General features: G+C 36.1%; 17 protein-coding genes and 1 pseudogene. 15 read left to right on the plus strand and 3 right to left on the minus strand.

Going from position 1 to position 18,119, the window contains the following annotated elements:
• The first annotated feature begins 7 nt into the window (after positions 1-7).
• The 7 genes and pseudogenes from WAX74_RS12845 (at position 8) to WAX74_RS12875 (ending at position 7,046) form a co-directional block, all read left to right on the plus strand.
• A complete protein-coding gene (locus tag WAX74_RS12845) occupies positions 8-682 on the plus strand; it encodes a response regulator (protein WP_336498072.1) in 675 nt (224 codons plus the stop codon).
• 141 nt (positions 683-823) lie between these two features.
• Positions 824-1,792 (plus strand): tripartite tricarboxylate transporter substrate binding protein, encoded by a 969-nt coding sequence (locus tag WAX74_RS12850; protein ID WP_336498073.1) that lies wholly within the window; start codon positions 824-826, stop codon positions 1,790-1,792.
• Between the two features lie 493 nt (positions 1,793-2,285).
• Positions 2,286-3,280 (plus strand): annotated as a pseudogene (locus tag WAX74_RS12855) (AbrB family transcriptional regulator).
• Between the two features lie 260 nt (positions 3,281-3,540).
• Positions 3,541-4,848 carry a CitMHS family transporter gene (locus WAX74_RS12860; protein ID WP_336498074.1) on the plus strand — a complete coding sequence of 436 codons (1,308 nt, stop codon included), beginning with the start codon at positions 3,541-3,543 and terminating at the stop codon, positions 4,846-4,848.
• Between the two features lie 305 nt (positions 4,849-5,153).
• On the plus strand, positions 5,154-6,278 hold the full coding sequence (locus WAX74_RS12865) for an NADH-dependent flavin oxidoreductase (RefSeq protein ID WP_336498075.1): 1,125 nt from the start codon (positions 5,154-5,156) through the stop codon (positions 6,276-6,278).
• A 184-nt stretch (positions 6,279-6,462) separates the two neighbouring features.
• A complete protein-coding gene (locus tag WAX74_RS12870) occupies positions 6,463-6,684 on the plus strand; it encodes a gamma-type small acid-soluble spore protein (protein ID WP_336498076.1) in 222 nt (73 codons plus the stop codon).
• A gap of 152 nt (positions 6,685-6,836) precedes the next feature.
• Entirely contained in the window at positions 6,837-7,046 is a 210-nt protein-coding gene (locus WAX74_RS12875) for a hypothetical protein (RefSeq protein ID WP_336498077.1), read from the plus strand.
• 51 nt (positions 7,047-7,097) lie between these two features.
• Here WAX74_RS12875 and WAX74_RS12880 read toward each other — a convergent pair whose 3' ends face one another.
• Positions 7,098-10,145: an efflux RND transporter permease subunit gene (locus WAX74_RS12880; RefSeq protein WP_336498078.1), complete on the minus strand. Its 3,048-nt coding sequence runs from the start codon at positions 10,143-10,145 to the stop codon at positions 7,098-7,100.
• Positions 10,146-10,844: 699 nt separating this feature from the next.
• Between WAX74_RS12880 and WAX74_RS12885 the strand changes: the two genes are divergently transcribed.
• Together WAX74_RS12885 and WAX74_RS12890 are read left to right on the plus strand one after the other, a co-directional pair.
• Positions 10,845-11,324 (plus strand): MgtC/SapB family protein, encoded by a 480-nt coding sequence (locus tag WAX74_RS12885; RefSeq protein ID WP_336498079.1) that lies wholly within the window; start codon positions 10,845-10,847, stop codon positions 11,322-11,324.
• An 18-nt stretch (positions 11,325-11,342) separates the two neighbouring features.
• Positions 11,343-11,801, plus strand: coding sequence for an SRPBCC domain-containing protein (locus WAX74_RS12890; protein ID WP_336498080.1), 459 nt, complete (start codon positions 11,343-11,345; stop codon positions 11,799-11,801).
• Between the two features lie 221 nt (positions 11,802-12,022).
• Here the strand turns inward: WAX74_RS12890 and WAX74_RS12895 are convergent, their stop codons facing one another.
• Positions 12,023-12,844: a collagen-like domain-containing protein gene (locus WAX74_RS12895; protein ID WP_336498081.1), complete on the minus strand. Its 822-nt coding sequence runs from the start codon at positions 12,842-12,844 to the stop codon at positions 12,023-12,025.
• A gap of 53 nt (positions 12,845-12,897) precedes the next feature.
• Positions 12,898-14,937, minus strand: a complete 2,040-nt coding sequence (locus WAX74_RS12900; RefSeq protein WP_336498082.1) for a PKD domain-containing protein — start codon at positions 14,935-14,937, stop codon at positions 12,898-12,900.
• A gap of 304 nt (positions 14,938-15,241) precedes the next feature.
• On the opposite strand from WAX74_RS12900, the gene WAX74_RS12905 reads away from it, so the two are divergent.
• The 6 genes from WAX74_RS12905 to WAX74_RS12930 are packed head-to-tail and all read left to right on the plus strand — an operon-like array spanning position 15,242 to position 18,114.
• Positions 15,242-15,661 (plus strand): hypothetical protein, encoded by a 420-nt coding sequence (locus tag WAX74_RS12905; RefSeq protein ID WP_336498083.1) that lies wholly within the window; start codon positions 15,242-15,244, stop codon positions 15,659-15,661.
• 20 nt (positions 15,662-15,681) lie between these two features.
• Positions 15,682-16,131: a hypothetical protein gene (locus WAX74_RS12910; protein ID WP_336498084.1), complete on the plus strand. Its 450-nt coding sequence runs from the start codon at positions 15,682-15,684 to the stop codon at positions 16,129-16,131.
• Between the two features lie 37 nt (positions 16,132-16,168).
• Positions 16,169-16,744, plus strand: coding sequence for an SCO family protein (locus tag WAX74_RS12915; RefSeq protein WP_336498085.1), 576 nt, complete (start codon positions 16,169-16,171; stop codon positions 16,742-16,744).
• A gap of 36 nt (positions 16,745-16,780) precedes the next feature.
• Positions 16,781-17,494, plus strand: a complete 714-nt coding sequence (locus WAX74_RS12920) for a hypothetical protein (RefSeq protein ID WP_336498086.1) — start codon at positions 16,781-16,783, stop codon at positions 17,492-17,494.
• Between the two features lie 19 nt (positions 17,495-17,513).
• Positions 17,514-17,804, plus strand: coding sequence for a hypothetical protein (locus WAX74_RS12925; protein WP_336498087.1), 291 nt, complete (start codon positions 17,514-17,516; stop codon positions 17,802-17,804).
• A gap of 19 nt (positions 17,805-17,823) precedes the next feature.
• On the plus strand, positions 17,824-18,114 hold the full coding sequence (locus WAX74_RS12930; protein WP_336498088.1) for a hypothetical protein: 291 nt from the start codon (positions 17,824-17,826) through the stop codon (positions 18,112-18,114).
• Positions 18,115-18,119 lie beyond the last annotated feature (5 nt).

An 18,119-nucleotide genomic window follows, 5' to 3' on the forward strand; every position in this document is an offset into this window, starting at 1 on the left:
GAATAAAGTGATTAAGGTTGTAATAGCAGAGGACGATTTTCGAATTGCACAAGTACAAGAGCAGTTTTTGCAAAAGATAACGGGTGTAAAACTGGTCGGGAAAGCGCTAAATGCGAAAGAAACAATGGATCTTTTAAGTGAAAATGAAGTGGATCTACTTTTACTAGACATCTATTTGCCTGATGAACTTGGTACTGATTTATTATCGAAAATCAGGGAGAGTTATCCGATAATTGATATTATTATGGTGACTGCTGCAACTGAAAGAACAATGCTTGAGAAGGCTGTCAGATATGGTGTATTTAACTATCTATTAAAGCCAGTAACAATGAAGAAATTTGTTGAAACGATTGAAGATTATAAAAGAAAGAAAGAATTACTTAGTATTAGTGATGAGATTGATCAGACTATGATTGATCGATTCTTTGGAATCACTAATCAATCAACAATAATGCATAAAGATCTCCCTACAGGTATTGATCACCATACTTTAGAGAAAGTAAAAGAGGTAGTGGAAGAACTTAAAGGCGTTTCCATCGATGAAATGAGTGAAAAGATGGGGGCATCTCGAACGACTGCAAGAAGATATTTAGAGTATCTTGTTTCTGTAAATGTCTGCACAGCAAAACATGAATATGGAATTGTAGGAAGACCTCAGAGGAAATATTACTTTGTAGAATAACTAGTAGAATTCAATAAACATTCGGCAGAAGTCTACCACTTCTTGCATGTTGTGATGGGACCACAGCACCTGTTGAATAAAGTTGAAAATCTGAGCTCAAATACGCAGAGGTTATTTGATTAAGTTAACGAGGGATGAACAATGAGGAAAAAAATTATTATCGTTTTTGCACTTTTTGTCACGGCTTTAACCGGGTGTTCACCAAAAGGGAATCAAGAAGTGATTACAGATGAAGTAACGATAATTGCTCCAAGCTCTATTGGTGGAGGATGGGACTTAACAGCACGAGCGATACAAGACGTTTTAATGAGTGAAAACTTAATTGACGAAGATATTCGTGTTCTGAATAAAATTGGAGCTGGTGGAGAATTAGGTTGGAAATATACAAAACAGCAAAAAGATCATGTATTAGCCATCAATTCAAGCTTGCTCATTACTAATAATTTATTAAGTCAAAGTAAGATAACTTATAAAGATTTTACACCAATCGCTATTCTGGCTACAGAATGGGAGGTTGTTATAGTTCCGAAAGATTCAAGCATAAGCAGTGCAAAAAGCTTAATGGAAAATTTGAAAGAAACACCTCATGATTATAAAATTGGTGTTTCTCCAAGATTAGGGAATGACGATCAGCTCTCTTTTGTATTAGCGAGCAAACAAGTTGGAGTGCAACCCGAAGAACTTGATTTTTTTATATACGAAAATAGTGCTCAAGTAGTTGATGCATTATTAAAAAAGCAAATAGATGTTGCGACAATGACTTTAGCAGAGGCTAAAGAGTATTATGATTTAAATCAAGTGAAACTGCTCGTTATCTCATCTGATGATAGATTAAAAGAACTTCCTGAAATCCCTACATGGTCAGAAGAAGGAATTGAATTAGTTTTTGAACATTGGCGCGGTATTATGGGGCCGCCTAATATGACGAAGGATGAAATTCAATTTTGGGATATGACATTTGAAAAAATGGTACGAACAGAAGAATGGCAACAAACGCTACAGAAGTATATGTGGAAAGATTATTATATGAATAGTAGTGAAACTTCTAAATTTCTAGAAGAGCAGGGTAAGATGTATGAGGACTTAATGAATGTTAATGGTGAAGACTAATACTTTTTGAACAGAATAAACATAATAATTTAAATGAATTTAATGAAAAAATCTTTCGTATTATTTACTTCTTATTTTAATAGCTATACGGTATTGGTAAAAGTATACAAAACTACTTGGCTCGAATCTAAAAAGCTAGGAATGAGGCAAGTGAATAATCCTCACGAAAGTTGTCTTTTTTTATGATTATTTTATAGAAGCTGTTATGGTATTGAAATTATCTTATTTCGAGGTTGACTTGGGGACATATGTGTTAACACTTCACTTCCACCGTATTATTCAAGTTGGTTGAGAGTTATAACAATACCCGGGGCAGCCTCGTTTTGTTACGTATGTAGCTGAGTTGTAAGTATAGGAGGGCATCATGACTTTTACATTGATTTCAAAGTTGATAAATACAAGAAAACAAAGTCAACTTCAATTTGTAGAAACTTTACTAAGTGGCATATTAGGTGGATTTATATTCACACTATTAAATTTACCATTGTCATGGATGTTAGGGCCATTAACAGCTGTGTTGATTTGGAAGCTACTATCAAAACGGGATTTATATTGGCCGGTAAGTTTTAGAAATGGCGGCCAAATGTTATTAGGTTATAGTATGGGCTTATCGTTTACGATTGCTAGTGCGAGACAGATTGTAGACCAGTTGCCATCAATGGCTATTATTACCATACTAATGGTAGTTTTTGGACTTGCAAGTGCTTTTTTGTTTCAAAGTTAACTGGCATTAATATTCCAAGTGCTGTGATGGGGACGACACCAGGTGGTCTATCCCAAATGGTTGTACTGAGCGAAGAGATCAAGGGAGCAGATTCAACAGTTGTTACATTCATGCAAACAATTAGAATGTTAACAGTTATTTTCATTGTACCAACACTATCGATTCATGCATTTTCAAGTGGTGGAACACAAAAAAGTGAACCTACAATCGATCTAGTAACGCAAACTGGATACGGTAATTTTTTTCAGGTTATTACGGTTATTGCGATTGTTCTAGTTATTACTGCATGTGCAGTTCGCTTCAAATGCCCAGCTCCATTGATTATTGGGCCTCTACTATCATCAGCAATTTTAACCGTAAGTGGCTTTGAAACACCTAATCTACCCCCCATTTTTATCGTACTTGCACAACTTTCTCTAGGTATTTATTTTGGTATTGGAATCAAAATTAATATGTTGAAAAATTGGAAAAAATTACTGCCATATTCGTTTATTTCTGGATTATTGATTGTCGGTTTTGCTCTCGTTTTAGCTTACGGCTTACATATGATCTATCCGATTACAATGACAACTGCATTTTTATGTATAGCTCCAGGTGGTTTACCAGAAATGGGTGTTACGGCTCATGCTGTCCATGCAGATGTATCAATGGTTGCCGCCTATCAGTTGTTTCGTGTTTTTTTCATATTATTCATCGTGCCGATTTTTTTAAGGTATCTATTTGGTAGACAGGAGGTTCTTGAAAGACCGGTAAAGGCATTATAGACCATTCATAATGAGTTTTGCCATTTGGAACTTTGGATTATTGAGAGAGAGCTTTATCCACCATATATATTAGGTCTTAAATGAAAGAATTATCAGATTATGGATTAAATGAACGAAATAGCTTTAAAGTATTTAAATAATAATATTTTGTAAACGTTTACATGCGCTTACTACTATTCTATATTGTATAAACAATATCTAAATTATTAAATTTATTTGATAAATTACAATTGTGGAAAAGCAGTAAGGAGAGGAATAGTATGTTAGCGCTTTTAGGTTTTTCAATGATCGCCGTATTTATGTTTTTAATCATCACAAAACGAATGTCTGCGATGGTAGCATTAGTTGCGATACCAATTTTGTTCGCGTTACTAGGAGGATTTGGACCAGGCATCGGTGAGATGATGCTAGATGGTATTAAGCAAGTTGCACCGACTGGTGTTATGTTAATGTTCGCTATACTTTATTTTGGTGTAATGATCGATGCGGGCTTATTTGATCCGCTTGTTTCAAAAATTTTAGCGGTTGTTAAGGGAGATCCATTAAAAATTGTTTTAGGTACAGCTATCCTTTCGATGCTTGTAGCACTTGATGGTGATGGAACGACAACTTATATGATTACAGTATCAGCAATGCTTCCACTTTATAAGCGTATTGGAATGAATCCGCTAATATTAACATGTATTGCGATGCTTTCATTTGGTGTTATGAACATGACACCTTGGGGAGGACCAACAGCTAGAGCAGTAGCAGCACTGCAGCTTGATGTAGCAGATGTGTTTACACCACTTATCCCTGTTATGGCCGCTGGTCTATTATGGACTTTATTTACTGCGTTTATTCTTGGGAAAAAAGAGCGCAAAAGATTGGGAATTGCCCAGATTCAATATTCAAAGGAAGAGATGCTTGCTATAAGTGAACTAGCTGCAACTTCAGCAGTGGAAGACTATAAGCGTCCGAAACTGTTATGGGTCAATCTTGCTTTAACTATTACACTTATTATTTGTTTGGTTACTTCTGTATTACCTTTATCTACTTTATTCATGATTGCCTTTGTTATAGCGCTTATGATTAACTATCCAAATCTAGATGACCAGAAAGCAAGAATATCTAATCATGCAGGAAATGTACTTGCAGTTGTTGGGTTAGTTTTTGCTTCCGGTATTTTTACAGGAATTTTATCTGGAACAGAAATGGTTGATGCGATGGCCAATAGCTTAGTTGCAGTAATTCCAGAATCTTTAGGTTCGTCTTTTGCGGTCATTACAGCTGTAACAAGTATTCCGTTTACTTATTTTATGGCAAATGATCCTTACTATTTCGGAGTGTTGCCAATCTTAGCTGAAACTGCGGCTGCTTATGGTGTGGATCCAGTAGAGATTGCGCGTGCATCTATACTAGGACAACCAGTTCATGCGATGAGTCCATTAATGGCATCAGCTTACTTACTTGTTGGTATGGCTGGTGTGGAATTTGGAGACCATCAAAAGTTTATTTTTAAGTGGGCACTAGGGTCGTGTTTTGTCATGATTATAGCGGCAATTATCTTCGGAGTTATTACTTTCTAATTTAGAAAACAACACAAAAAATCATCTCATCTTTCTAGATGGAGGTGATTTTTTTGTGTTTTTTAGAAAATGGTAAAATTCTTGTACGATTGGGTGGGAGCTAAATTGTATCTTCGAAGTTTTCATTCGTCGCTTTGATTCGTTGATTGTGGCTTTTTTGTTTTTTTAGTGATTTGATTAAGGGTATAACAAAATTAAACAAAACCCATCCTAAGTTAAGATTTACTGAAACCTTTTTCAAGACATAAAAGAATGAAAAGTGTATGGTAATAGTTGAATATATTAAAATGATAGGGGGACTACATATGAATACGAAATATGAACAAATCTTTCAATCCTTTACCTTTCCTTCTGGGGTAGAAGTAAAGAATCGTATTATGGTCGCACCAATGACCAATTATTCTTCCCACGATAACGGAGAAGTATCTGAAGCAGAACTTGCTTATTACAAAGAGCGTTCTGGCGGCGTTGGGACATTTATTACAGCATGTGCCTATGTAAGCAAGGATGGAAAAGGATTTCCAGGGCAGTTTAGTGTTGACGATGACTCTTTCATTCCAGGATTGAAGAAATTAGCTGAAACCATGCAATCAAATGGAACGAAAGCAATTATCCAAATTTACCATGGGGGAAGACAGTCACCACCAGAGTTATTACCAGATCAACAGCCTGTATCGGCAAGTGCTGTTGCAGCAGAAAGAGAAGGTTCACCAGTACCTCGTAAAATGTCGGAAGAAGAAATACAAAATACTATTAAAGCTTTTGGTGAAGCGACAAGAAGAGCAATTGAAGCAGGTTTTGACGGTGTTGAAATTCACGGTGCTAATACGTATCTACTACAGCAATACTTCTCACCACATTCGAATCGAAGAGATGATCAATGGGGTGGATCGCTTGAAAATCGCATGAAGTTCCCGTTAGCTATCGTACAATCTGTAAAACAAATTGTTGCTGAACATTCTAAGAAACCATTTATTGTTGGTTATCGTATCTCACCTGAAGAAGGAACAAATCCAGGAATAACATTAGAAGATACTCTTCAGTTTGTGGATAAATTAGCGGATCAATCCCTTGATTATTTACATATTTCTGTAAACACATTTTGGAATGGGTCTTTCCGTGATAAAAATGAATCTGAATCTAGGATTATTAAAATTCATGAAGCAGTTGGAAGTCGAGTTCCAATAGTCGGTGTAGGTTCACTACACACGCCAGATGAGGTAGTGGAAGCGTTAGAAGCAGGCATCCCTTTAATTGCTTTAGGCCGCGAACTATTAATGGAGCCAAAATGGATTGAAAAAGTGGAAGCTGGGCAAATAGAAGAAATCCGTACAACTTTATCTAGAAAAGATCAGGAAAAATTAGTAATTCCAGATCCATTATGGAACAGATTGATGAATGTAAAAGGTTGGTTGCCAGTAGTAGATTAAATACTTTCGATCAAGGAACTCAAAATTGATGAGTTCCTCGATTGTTTTAAAATTACTTAATTTCTCTTCACTATTAGTATGAATTAAATTTGTCTTAAAAAACTTAATTAGTCACACTCCAACATTTGCTATTAATAATTACCTCTGTTTTGGCAAAGATAATTTTTATGGAGGTGAAGAAAAAATGGCAAACAACAATAAAAACAATCTTCCACAGGAAAGTCAAACAAATGCTCAAAAAGTAAAACAACAAAATGCTCAAGCAAATCAAAATGCTTCTCAAGCTGAATTTGGATCTGAATTTGGAGTTTCTCAAGAGAGTCAAACAAATGCACAAGAAGTAAAACAACAAAACGCTCAAGCAAACCAAAAAGCACAAGCGCAAAGAAAAAATAATAAGTACTAATTAATAAAAACGATGGGAGTTTAATGCTCCCATCTTTTTATTTGAGTTTAAGACAAGGTAGTCAAGTGATGATATAATTGGTATCTATGTACATAAGCAAGCTATGTTTCCCATACTGTAAATTTTTCCAAATTCGTAACGGAGGTGTCAAAATGAATAAAAAGTGGACGATTGAAGAAATACGTGATTATGTAAAAAAGAATTCAGATAGTGTATTACTTTCAACTGAATACGTAGGATACTCGCAAAAACTACTGTTTAAATGTTCTTGCGGAAATAATTTTGAAAAGACTTTTACAAAGTTCAAAGGTAGTAATCAAAAAAAATGTCCTAATTGTCAAGAAGCAAGACCTTCACGTTAATTTTTATTGAAAAACTAGACCATAACATTTAAGCTATGGTCTGGTATATTTTTATTCGACTGTTGATTCAAGTGAAGCATCTTGCTCCGCAGCTTGACTAACACGCTGCTTCTTAGATTTTCTAAAGTAAAGCAATTCATATATACATGGAATCACAATCAGCGTTAACATTGTTGCCATAGCTAACCCTCCGATTACAACAATTGCAAGACTTTGCGATACTAAGCTTCCTGTTTCTGCTTTTTTCATTAACAATGGAAGCATTGCACAGATGGTTGCGATTGCAGTCATGAAGATTGGTCTCATTCTTGTTGCTGTTGCTTCAACAAGAGCGTCACGAATAATCATTTTTTGTTCATTTTGTTTTACTCGATCTAAAAGCACAATCGCGTTTGTTACGACGATACCGATTAGCATTAACGCGCCTAGAAGTGCTGTGATATCAACTGGAATTCGACTGATAAGTATTCCTAAGATTGCTCCAATTGCAGCAAGTGGAAGCGAGCAAAGAATGGCAATCGGTGCTTTAATGGACTTAAATGTGATGACCATTATTAAAAATACAATTCCAATGGAAACAAGCATGATAAGGAATAAATCTGTAAAATCCTCGGACTGTTGACTACTTGCTCCTCCTATTAGAACTTCGACATTCTCTGGAATATCCATGCCTTCGTTGTTCTTTTTATCGCCAAGTATCTCTAAGCTTACTGCGCTTGAAATCTCCGATAACTTTGCAGGATCAACGGTAGCTGTTACACGAAGATAAGCATCCCCATCTTTATGAAACTGGCTCGTTGAACTTTCTTCACTTTGTAAGGTAGCGAGATCAGATACAGGGACTAGGCCAGTATCGGTCATAACTTGTATGTTCTCCAAGTCTTCTGGTGTTTTTGTATCAAGTACAGGCTCAAGGAATACAGGTTTTTGTTTTTCGTTAATATTAATCGTACCAATTGGTGTTTTATTTAACATGACACCTAATTGTTGTGCGATTTGTTGTGTATTTCCTTTCGTCGGGTCCACAACGAGAGAGTATACTGTTTTCTTTTCATCTTGGTTGGTCGTTACTTCCTCTACGCCATCAATATTCTGCACTTTTTCTTTAACAGTCGTTGCAACTTTTTCAAGGTCAGTTATATTTTCACCTACAACATCTATGGTGATATTCGTACTTCCTCCGCCCATCATGAAGCTGGCTGTATTTACTTCTAATTTGGCATCAGTGTATTGATCTTTTTTCTTTTCCATTTCTTTTACGATGACATCCGTATCTTTTTTATCGTCCAATAAAATACTAAAGGATGCTTCTGTCGGAGATCCAACATAGCCATATTGTGCTGCTTCTGCTGGAGAACCTACTTGTGCAAACACATATTTCACTTCATCCATTGCTAGTATAGAGGATTCAAGTTCAAACGTATTTTCTTTTACTTCATCAATTGGTGTATCATTCGGATAGCTCAGCGTAGCCACAACATAATCTGCAGATGAGTTATCAACTGCACCTTTTGGAATCGCAAAGTAAGCTCCTATGGAACCAACAAACAGAAGGATAGAAATTGTAAACACAATCCATTTATGATTTAAAGACCATGTTACTGCTTTTGGAAAATGAACAGCTGGTTTATGTTCTGGAATTTTTGCATTCTTTAATAGCCCGGCACTCATTAATGGAACAACAGTCAACGCCACGATTAAAGAGGCAAGTAACGAATAGGTAACAGTTAATGCGAATGGAAGTAGGAAGTCCTGAAGTCCGCCATTCAATAAACTCATTGGTAAGAAAACTGCAACAGTTGTTAATGTAGAAGCAGTGATCGCAACTCCAACTTGCTTAGTAGCATCAATAACCATTTTGACGGAGAATTTCTCTGTTTGCATTTTACGGAAAATATTTTCGATAACAACTATGCTGTCATCCACTAGACGACCAACTGCAACAGCTACTCCTCCAAGTGTTAAAATGTTCAATGTCACTCCTGACATCGACAGTAGGAATAATGTGAAGCATAGTGATAATGGAATTGAAACAATGGTAATAAAAGTCGAACGGATATTACGTAGAAAAAGCATAATGACAATCGTTGCAAACAGTGCACCGAGAAGAACTTCTTTTATCATTGTATGAACGGAATTTTCTACTAAATCAGCAGAGGATATGTAAAGAGTGGATTCCTGCTGATCATACTTTTCATTGATTTCTTTTGTAACTTTTGCAACTTCTTTGCTTATAGTCACTGCATTGGACTGACTATCTTTTGTGATGCTTATATCTAAGCTATCCTTACCATTGAAATGGCTTACGAAGTTCGCATCTTTTGTTTCTTCAATTGTTGCAATATCCCCAAGCGTTACATCAGGTGCTACAGTCAATCCTTTTAATTTTTCAATGCTTGTTAAATCGCCGATCACTTTAATATTACTTGTTTTTCCATCAATATTTTTCTCGCCAACAGCTACAGCGGTGTTTTGCCCATTTAGAATACCCATAACTGCTTGTAGAGAAATTTGGTTGTCAGCCATTTTTTCATCATCAATCTTAACGGATATGACAGAATCTGTTATTCCATAAATCTCAACGCTAGAAACCCCTTTGATATCTTGATATCTAGTTTGGAGTTCGTTACGTGCAAAATCCATATTTTCTGTAGTCATTCCTTCATCAAAGGTGACTGCAATATTAACAATTGGAATCATTGATGTATTTAGTTGTGAAATAATTGGCTTAGCTATAGTCTGAGGCAAATTTACATTACTTAATGCATCTTGTACGTCCAGTTTGGCTTGCTTCATATCATAGCCTGACTCGTAGACTAGATCTACTTTCGAATATCCGTCTCCAGTTCTTGAAAAAACGGATGTTTTTCCATTCAGTCCATTAACTGCTCTTTCAATCGGGGTGGTTACCTCTGATTCCATTGTTTTGGAGTCAGTTCCTTGACCCATTGTGATAATCGTAACTTGTGGATTATCAGCAGATGGTAAAAATTCCATTGGCAATCTAAAGTAACTAACAACGCCGATTACTAATATTAAAATGGTTAATACGGATACGGCTGCTTTGTTACTAAAAGCCCACTTGGTGAATAATGACATAGAAATAATTCCTCCTGAAAATGACAAATTTGTACCAATAAAATCCTAACATAAATGCAATACTAATAACTTAATTGATTAAAAACTTAAAAAAATTTACGAAAACTTAATTTTTATTTGGGAACTCCCTTCTATTTAACATTTATGGCTCTTCTTTATTGTAGAAAATAGAAAAATATTCCACATTGATCCTAAGAATTATATTTTACTAAGACCTAAGACTTAGAAGATAAAAAATGTGGTTTTATAGCAATAGCATTTATACTGATTTGTGGGCTTCTGGTAGATTTGCTGTTTTATTGCAAGGACTGGGTTATCTAGAGGAATAATGGGCAATAGCATCCCCTCAAGTCAGCAATTATTGGAAGGTTGCGGGATAGGTATTTATGGACGGGCTTTTGACAAGTAGGAAGTAGTGTAGATGGTGTAATACTACTAGAGCACGGGATCAGAGTACTTCTTTTAAAAATGTTGGTGTGGTAACTACATTTTACAAGAGGTCGTTATGGGCTTCTTTTATTTTGCCTTTGGTGTTTCAACTAATACTTCACTTCATTCGTCTACATCAAAAAAGAAGCACGACCTTAATTACTCCAGGCTGTACTTCCAAAATTTTTTTATCTAATAACCCATTCTCTTTTAAAATCCATAAAACATCTGTATGATTAATTAAACAATTATGGAAAGGGGAGTTAATAAATGCTGGACTTTATAACATCTTTATTTAATTCACATTATGACTTATACATTCGATTAATTGTGGCAACATTTTTAGGGTTATTAATTGGTTTAGAAAGAGCGATCAAAAATAAGCCAGCAGGTATTAGAACTCACATCTTAGTTTGTTTAGGAGCTACCTTGGCAATGTCTCTATCTTCATTAAATCAAGGCCCATACATGGACCCAATGCGATTAGCTGCTCAAGTAATTAGTGGAATTGGATTTCTTGGTGCGGGGGTAATCTGGGTAGATAAGGATAATGTGAAACGTGGTCTCACTACTGCAGCGAATTTATGGATAACTGCATGTGTAGGATTAACCATCGGGTATGGTGCATATGATCTTGCTATTATAACGGTCATTTTAATGTTTATAGCTATGAATTTACCAAAGTTTATTGAGAAGATAGGAATCTTACCACCAAGACATGATGAGCATGATAGTGACGGGGAAGAATAAATAATAAGGAGGTAAAAAATGAGTAATATTACTTTTGAATACGTAACCTACATTGCAACCACACCCGAAAAACTATGGGAAGCACTGACTAGTGGAGATTACACAAAACAATACTGGTTCGGCCATGAAATTAAATCTGATTGGACAGAGGGTTCATCTGTAGTTTTCTTAGATAAGTTCGATAACATTGTAGATAAAGGACAGGTTATACATTTTGAGCCAAGCAAACTTCTATCTTATACATTTGAGTGGGTGCAAGATACAACGAAACGTGAAGTTTCACCTATCGTGACATTTACACTCCGTGAAATGGATATCATTGTAAAATTATCACTCAAGCACGAGGAGTTGTTACCTTCCGATATTTATGAAGAAAATGATAATTTTCAAGGGATTAACAATGGTTGGCCAGCAATACTAAGCAATTTGAAAAGTTTGCTTGAGACAGGGGAACCTCTTCCTTCGATAACAGTTTAATTCCTAACAACTAATAAAAAGTTAACAGATCAATCTGTTAACTTTTTTAGTTTTAGGCTGAAAGAGAACGCAACGATTAGTAATACAAGCTAGGTAAGAATAATAGAATATATTTTTTTACATCTAATATTTTCATTTATTTAAAAACAGTTGAATTGATTTATGAAATAAAAGCAACAGTCACCGCCAATTAGCGGGACTGTAGCTTTTAAATTTTGATGTTATCCAACTTTTATTATTTGTAATGTTGCCAACTTATAACTAAAACCTTCCTGTAATTCTGCAACTAGTTTTACGACGTCTCCATCTAATAAAGAAAACAATGCAGTGGAAGTTAGTGTAGTTGAGGTAGCTGACTGAGTCATTGATGATGCTACCTTAATAACATCATTTATTAGAAGTTGAAACTTTGAAGGAATGTTTGTTATATCTTCTGATTCCAATATTGCTTTATAGCTAATTTGATAAACCCCAGCTTTTAATACTTTTAAACCTTCGCGGACTAATTCAACTTCTTGTAATGGACCGGCAATGTTAAATCTCACAATTCCCGATGTATGACTTAAAGATTCGGAATAGGCATATCCATATGCTGAATCTATCGTCCCTTCTGGTCCTTGTTCGCCTTTTTCACCCTTAGGTCCGGGTTCACCTTTTGGTCCTGGAGGACCTTGTTCACCTTTGGGTCCTTCAGGGCCTTGTTTCCCTCTTTCACCTTTTGGACCTCCTTTTGGTCCACGAGAACCTTTTTTACCCCTTGGTCCTTGTTCACCAATGCCTGTTTCACCTTTGGGTCCTGGAATACCTTGTTCGCCTTTGGGTCCTGGAATGCCTTGTTCGCCTTTGGGTCCTGGAATGCCTTTTTCACCTTTGGGCCCTGGAGGACCTTGTTCACCTTTGGGTCCTGGAATGCCTTGTTCACCTTTGGGCCCTGGAGGACCTTGTTCCCCTCTGATTCCTGGAGGTCCTTGATAGCCTCTTGGGCCTCTTGACCCAAGCCCACATTTACATTCGCATTCATTGCATTTTGGACAATGATCCATGCTTTCTTCTCCTTTTCTACTAAATCATTTTTAACATCTAAATTTAACTAAAGTTAACTACGAATATTGAGTGGGACATTAATGAGTGTTCCACCTGAGCTCGATTGAATCGAAATTGCTCTCGTTCCATCTGGTGGAATATCAGAACCTTTAGCGCGATATTCCCATTCACCAAGTGCATCTACTGACACTTCAGATAGAAGTGGACCGCCCAAATCATTACCAATATAAATGGAGATGTTGGCTTCAGTCACAAGAACATTAGATGTTCCAGAAATTCGCCATTCAGCATCACTGGTTCTAAATTCTGCCCGTGTAACCGTTAAGCTTTCAGATAGGGATGTAATATCGACTACGTCAGAGGATGTACCACCTGGCCCTCGAACTGTTAATTGAAAAGAAAGCGTTTCATCTAACGGAGGAAATGAAAACGAAGCTGATGGCATATTCGCATTGGTTAACTGAACAGGAGATCCAGAGATTTGTTCCCATTGATAGGTTGTAACGATACCCGTTGCACTCCCTGACAATGTTACGAACGATCCTTGTTGCACGGTTTGATCCGGACCAGCATTTGCTATAGGTATTGGTGTAAACTCAATTACTGAGATACTCACTGTGGCAGTAGATGGTCCACCTTCACCGTCAACCGTTAATTCAAATACTAGAGTTGAAGTTGAATTGGGTGCTATAAAGGTTGGAGTTGCAGTATTGTTTCCTGTTAATGTAATTGGTGTACCAGAAAGCTGAGTCCAATTATAAGATGTAATTACCCCGGTAGATTTTGTGCCATCCAGCATAACCGTTGAATCAAAAATAACCGTTTCATCTTCACCAGCATTGGCTGTTACGGGAATTGGAACATTTGGTGACCCTGTTACAGTTACCGATATGGAGCTTTTTCCTCCAGCAGTTGAGTTAATTGTCACAATGGCTGGAGCAAAAGTAAGACTTGTTGTGCTAATTCCATCTGATGGAATGATTATGTCACCGAGTCCAAAGTCCGATATAGATAAAATTGGTGCACCTATTGAATCACTAGAATTAGCTACGATAGTAAGTACTTTCGTATTCGTGTCATAAGTGGCAGAAGCTGTAATGAAGTCTACAGGAACAAGTTCCTTTATACTGTTAGGAACGTCGCTTACATTGGTGACGGTAATTGTGTTAGGTGGACGTGCACCTGTAAAAAGAATACGAGCAAAGTACTGCCCAACGCTGCCTTCTAATAATGTTGGGTCAATGCCAGTTCCAGTCACATTAATAGTTTGAGCCGAGTCATCAGACGTAGCGAAGACATCTATAAACCCACCCAAACTTTCAATTTGTGTGTAAGTAGCTCTTGATACATCCACGCCGGAGATGGTTGAGATTTTCCCAATTACCGTAAAGCTAACAGTTTCAATGCAGTTATCTCCATCAATGCCTGGGGTAGTTGATCGATCTGGTGAACCGATTCCAATTCCGGGACCTTCAATTCGAAAATAGTTTTGAGGTTGCCCAAAACGATCAATGAACAAGCTTCCGACAATTGGATGTAACACTGCTGGATTTCCAATGTATCCCTCTGGTGCTGCAGGTGCAACTGAAGGATCCCATTGTAAGAACGGATGCACACGACTATTCAGCGCAAGATCAAAATCCCCACCGTTTAATCCTCCGATATCTTCCGTGAAATTAATTTCACCAAAGCCTTCTCCATCTGGTTCTGCGATGAATGAGTCGACTCCATATGGGTGAGTAACAACATATTCTGCATTTGGCTGTAGTCCAGCAACACGAATGCGAACTCTACCAAATACAATTTGTTCACCCGCTCTAGGAATTTCATTTACAAATGCAGCTTCTAATGCTAAAACAAGCCGTGCTCTTTCACCCGTGCCTGTTAACATTTCGCTTTCGACCAGCTGATAAAACGCTTCCTCTGGGTAATTGTTAGGAAAAGAAACAGGCTGTGATGAATCAGGTAAATCAGCTGTTGTGATGCCGGAGAACGGGTCGGTAGGGTTAACATTTAGTTGAAGACGTAAACCATTCTCATCTTTATACCAATCTGGAAATCCATCAAACGAATTAATAGGTCCAACTTCCATAAAAAACCTCCTCGATAGAATAAAGTGATTGCAAAAAGTTAAAATAAAAAAATTACAACAATAATGCCTAACTTTATATTTGTAGGATAAAGTTACATCGGGCGAATCCACTTCCACTTAGTTTCTAAATATTAATTAATCCACATCTATAAAGTGAAACTGTATGTAGTATATGTACAAGGGGTATGAAGATGTAGGAATGCTGACCTAACAATCTGTTCCTACTAATCTGTTTTTCAATACGTATGAATTGGACAAGTTTCGTTTTTGTCTTCTATGCCATAACGTATGTAGAGGTGGTGGGATGGAACATACTAGAATCTTACTTTTACTGTATATAGATGTATGTTTAATTATTGGTTTTTATATGTATTTACGAAGAATCAAGAAACTGATTGGGTTTCAATTAGGTACGAATATTAGCGTTGTTATGGGTGGAATGATTTCTTTATTATTCGGAGTATTACTTATACTACAATTTCCATTTCATTTTACTTTAATTACTATTTTATCCACTTCTGCTGGAATGATCGCAGGAGCATCATTTGGGAGGTTATTCGATTATCAAACATTTGTGACAGGGTTAACGAATGGAATGCTTGTAGGGCTGATGTCACCTATGATTGGTACTGTTATAGAAATGCCAAACTTGTTTATTTGGTTCATGCATGTTTTTTTTGTTTTAAGTTTAATCACAATAATAATTTCAATAAAAAGGTCGTGATGTAATCCTTGTTGCTCATCATGATGTTATTTACGTTGAATCTAATTGAATTAGGTTTTGTTTATAGGATTTTCAAAAAGAAACATTTGATTTTCGATGATCGATTTATAAAGACAATGTGCATGGCCATAACAATGGTTTCTTCATTTGTCTTTGCAATTTACCTTGAACTATTACTTCCTTCCATTGAAAGGATTTTTTATCTTCTTCCTATATTAACTGGATTATTTGTTGGATGGAAATTTAGTGCAATCATGAAGGCTCCAGCAACCTTGAACGGTATTTATAATGGCGTTATGGGAGGAATTATGGGAACAATGCTAGGAGCTGTTTTAAAGAATCCTGCACTATGTAATATCCCGATAGTGTCTGATACGCTGATTAAGACAAATATGTATTATATTGCAATTTTTACTGCATTTCTTCATGCACTCATAAGTCATTTCATCCGCTATTCGTTTAAAGTGTAAAAAAACTCTTTTCGTAAAGAGATATAAGGAGCTCCTAATGAAAATATTTGTCAGTGTGATGATAGTATTCATAGGATTTATAGCATTCTTTTTTTGGCCAAAATCAATTGATTTACCAAAGATTGGTGAAGTAGAAGAGTGGACACTGTCTGAAGTGAGTGGAAATGAAATATCCATGGAAAAAAAACCAAAGCTTGTTTCTTTCTACTATACAAACTGTCCGGATATTTGCCCTACCACAATGGTGGACATAATAAAAATGCAAGAATTAATGAATAAAAAAGGTATATCTGAAGATGAGTATATTGTCCTATCCGTTACGCTGGATCCTGAATACGATACAAATGAGAGGATTATACAGTATAAAGACTTATTTGAGATATCAAGCTCTAATTGGTTATTTTTAAGAGGAACGGAAGAAGAAACAAAGGAATTTAGTGATAACTTCAATTTTTACTATAAAAAAGATCAGAATGGATTTCTTACTCACTCAACCTCCATGTATATAGTAGATTCAAATGATCAAATTAGAGCACATCATGATATGGCAATTGGGAATAAACGGGTGAATATAGAAGAAATTGCTAATCATTTGCAGCAGCTTATAAAGTGATTAGGGGTAAGCCCGATGAAGGAGGGGGTTGATAAAATGAGAGAGGGAAATCAAATAGAGGATCAATTAAAAAGCCCTTCATCGTTTTCGTCACCGACAAGTGCAGTATCAATAGAAGAGACAAGAATTCTTTCAGAATATATTAATCAGAAGAATTTATTTAACGTGGTTAATCGGGATGAAACACGTAGGAAACCTCTTATATTAAAGCAGTTTTTTAAAATGAAACGAAATCAAGAAGTGGTAGTTACTTCTGTTTTAGAAAAAGATGTTACCGTGACAACAGAGGGAAAAGTCTCAACAATCGGAAGAGACTTTATAATGCTTACTAACCTCAAAAAAAGGATATGGATCCCTTATAATGCAATTGAAACCGCAAATATCCCTTTCGGCTTTCCTTCCTATTCAAATACCCATCAACACTTTATATATGATAACAATTTACAGCAAAAGCTCGTTCTACAATTTGGTGAAACAGTAGCTAAAAGGGAAGCTCTTATTAAACAATTCTTTGAAGAAACCCTACAAACAAACCTTAAATCGTGGAGTGGAATGTGGATAGAGGTAAAAACAGCGAATGAAGTAGTTTATGGAAAGATTATAGAAACGACGAAAAAAGAGCTATTGGTTCAGGTCTTTAAGTCAAAGAAAGTTATCGCTTTAGATGACATTCGCTTTATATCAACGATAGGGATTATTCCTTTATGGAGAAATGTTTTAAAGTCAATTTTAAAATTAAGTATTCTTTAATAATTGGAGGTTATATTATTTGGAACTAATAGGAGATAACATATTTGAGGAATTAAAACAGCTAGTTGGAGAAGAAATCCTTGTTATTACTAGGGCAGTTCAGCTTAATTTATTGGGTCAAGTATTTCGTCCCATTTTTACCGGAACTATTTCAGATGTTCAACAAGGGCATCTAACAATATCTCCAGTGATTATAAAAATGGTGAACGCTCCATTTTATAAATTCCCTTTTCCCCTAAGTATTCCACTTGAACAAATTGTATCTTACTCGACTGAAGTCCCAAGTGACTTAGTGTATCCATTAGCATAACTAAAGGAGAGGTACTTGAATGGCTAACCAGAATGAACCCAGTACGATTAATCAGATTAAAGAAGGAGCAATGGTTACTTACTTTAGAAAAAATATCGGTCGAAGAGTTTTTATTCTGACTGAATCATTTCCATTTATGTTTATCGGAAGAATTCAAAATATACTTGGAGATATTATTGAATTAGATGTACAGACAACCTCCGTACCGGCTTTAGAAGGAAAAAGGTGGAATGTGCATATTGACTCTATTGATGTGTTTTATGTTGAAACAGGGATTGGACCAAAAATCCCTCATTTAAAAGATAGTTAGAAAAG

Source organism: Psychrobacillus mangrovi (assembly GCF_037104765.1).
Taxonomy (GTDB): Bacteria; Bacillota; Bacilli; order Bacillales_A; family Planococcaceae; genus Psychrobacillus; species Psychrobacillus mangrovi.

Excerpts from the sequence above, each read along its gene's own strand:
- WAX74_RS12850 (WP_336498073.1), top strand. The coding sequence starts at position 824 with ATGAGGAAAAAAATTATTATCGTTTTTGCACTTTTTGTCACGGCTTTA.
- WAX74_RS12860 (WP_336498074.1), top strand. The coding sequence starts at position 3,541 with ATGTTAGCGCTTTTAGGTTTTTCAATGATCGCCGTATTTATGTTTTTA.
- WAX74_RS12865 (WP_336498075.1), top strand. The coding sequence starts at position 5,154 with ATGAATACGAAATATGAACAAATCTTTCAATCCTTTACCTTTCCTTCT.
- WAX74_RS12870 (WP_336498076.1), top strand. The coding sequence starts at position 6,463 with ATGGCAAACAACAATAAAAACAATCTTCCACAGGAAAGTCAAACAAAT.
- WAX74_RS12875 (WP_336498077.1), top strand. The coding sequence starts at position 6,837 with ATGAATAAAAAGTGGACGATTGAAGAAATACGTGATTATGTAAAAAAG.
- WAX74_RS12880 (WP_336498078.1), bottom strand. The coding sequence starts at position 10,145 with ATGTCATTATTCACCAAGTGGGCTTTTAGTAACAAAGCAGCCGTATCC.
- WAX74_RS12885 (WP_336498079.1), top strand. The coding sequence starts at position 10,845 with ATGCTGGACTTTATAACATCTTTATTTAATTCACATTATGACTTATAC.
- WAX74_RS12890 (WP_336498080.1), top strand. The coding sequence starts at position 11,343 with ATGAGTAATATTACTTTTGAATACGTAACCTACATTGCAACCACACCC.
- WAX74_RS12895 (WP_336498081.1), bottom strand. The coding sequence starts at position 12,844 with ATGGATCATTGTCCAAAATGCAATGAATGCGAATGTAAATGTGGGCTT.
- WAX74_RS12900 (WP_336498082.1), bottom strand. The coding sequence starts at position 14,937 with ATGGAAGTTGGACCTATTAATTCGTTTGATGGATTTCCAGATTGGTAT.
- WAX74_RS12905 (WP_336498083.1), top strand. The coding sequence starts at position 15,242 with ATGGAACATACTAGAATCTTACTTTTACTGTATATAGATGTATGTTTA.
- WAX74_RS12910 (WP_336498084.1), top strand. The coding sequence starts at position 15,682 with ATGATGTTATTTACGTTGAATCTAATTGAATTAGGTTTTGTTTATAGG.
- WAX74_RS12915 (WP_336498085.1), top strand. The coding sequence starts at position 16,169 with ATGAAAATATTTGTCAGTGTGATGATAGTATTCATAGGATTTATAGCA.
- WAX74_RS12920 (WP_336498086.1), top strand. The coding sequence starts at position 16,781 with ATGAGAGAGGGAAATCAAATAGAGGATCAATTAAAAAGCCCTTCATCG.
- WAX74_RS12930 (WP_336498088.1), top strand. The coding sequence starts at position 17,824 with ATGGCTAACCAGAATGAACCCAGTACGATTAATCAGATTAAAGAAGGA.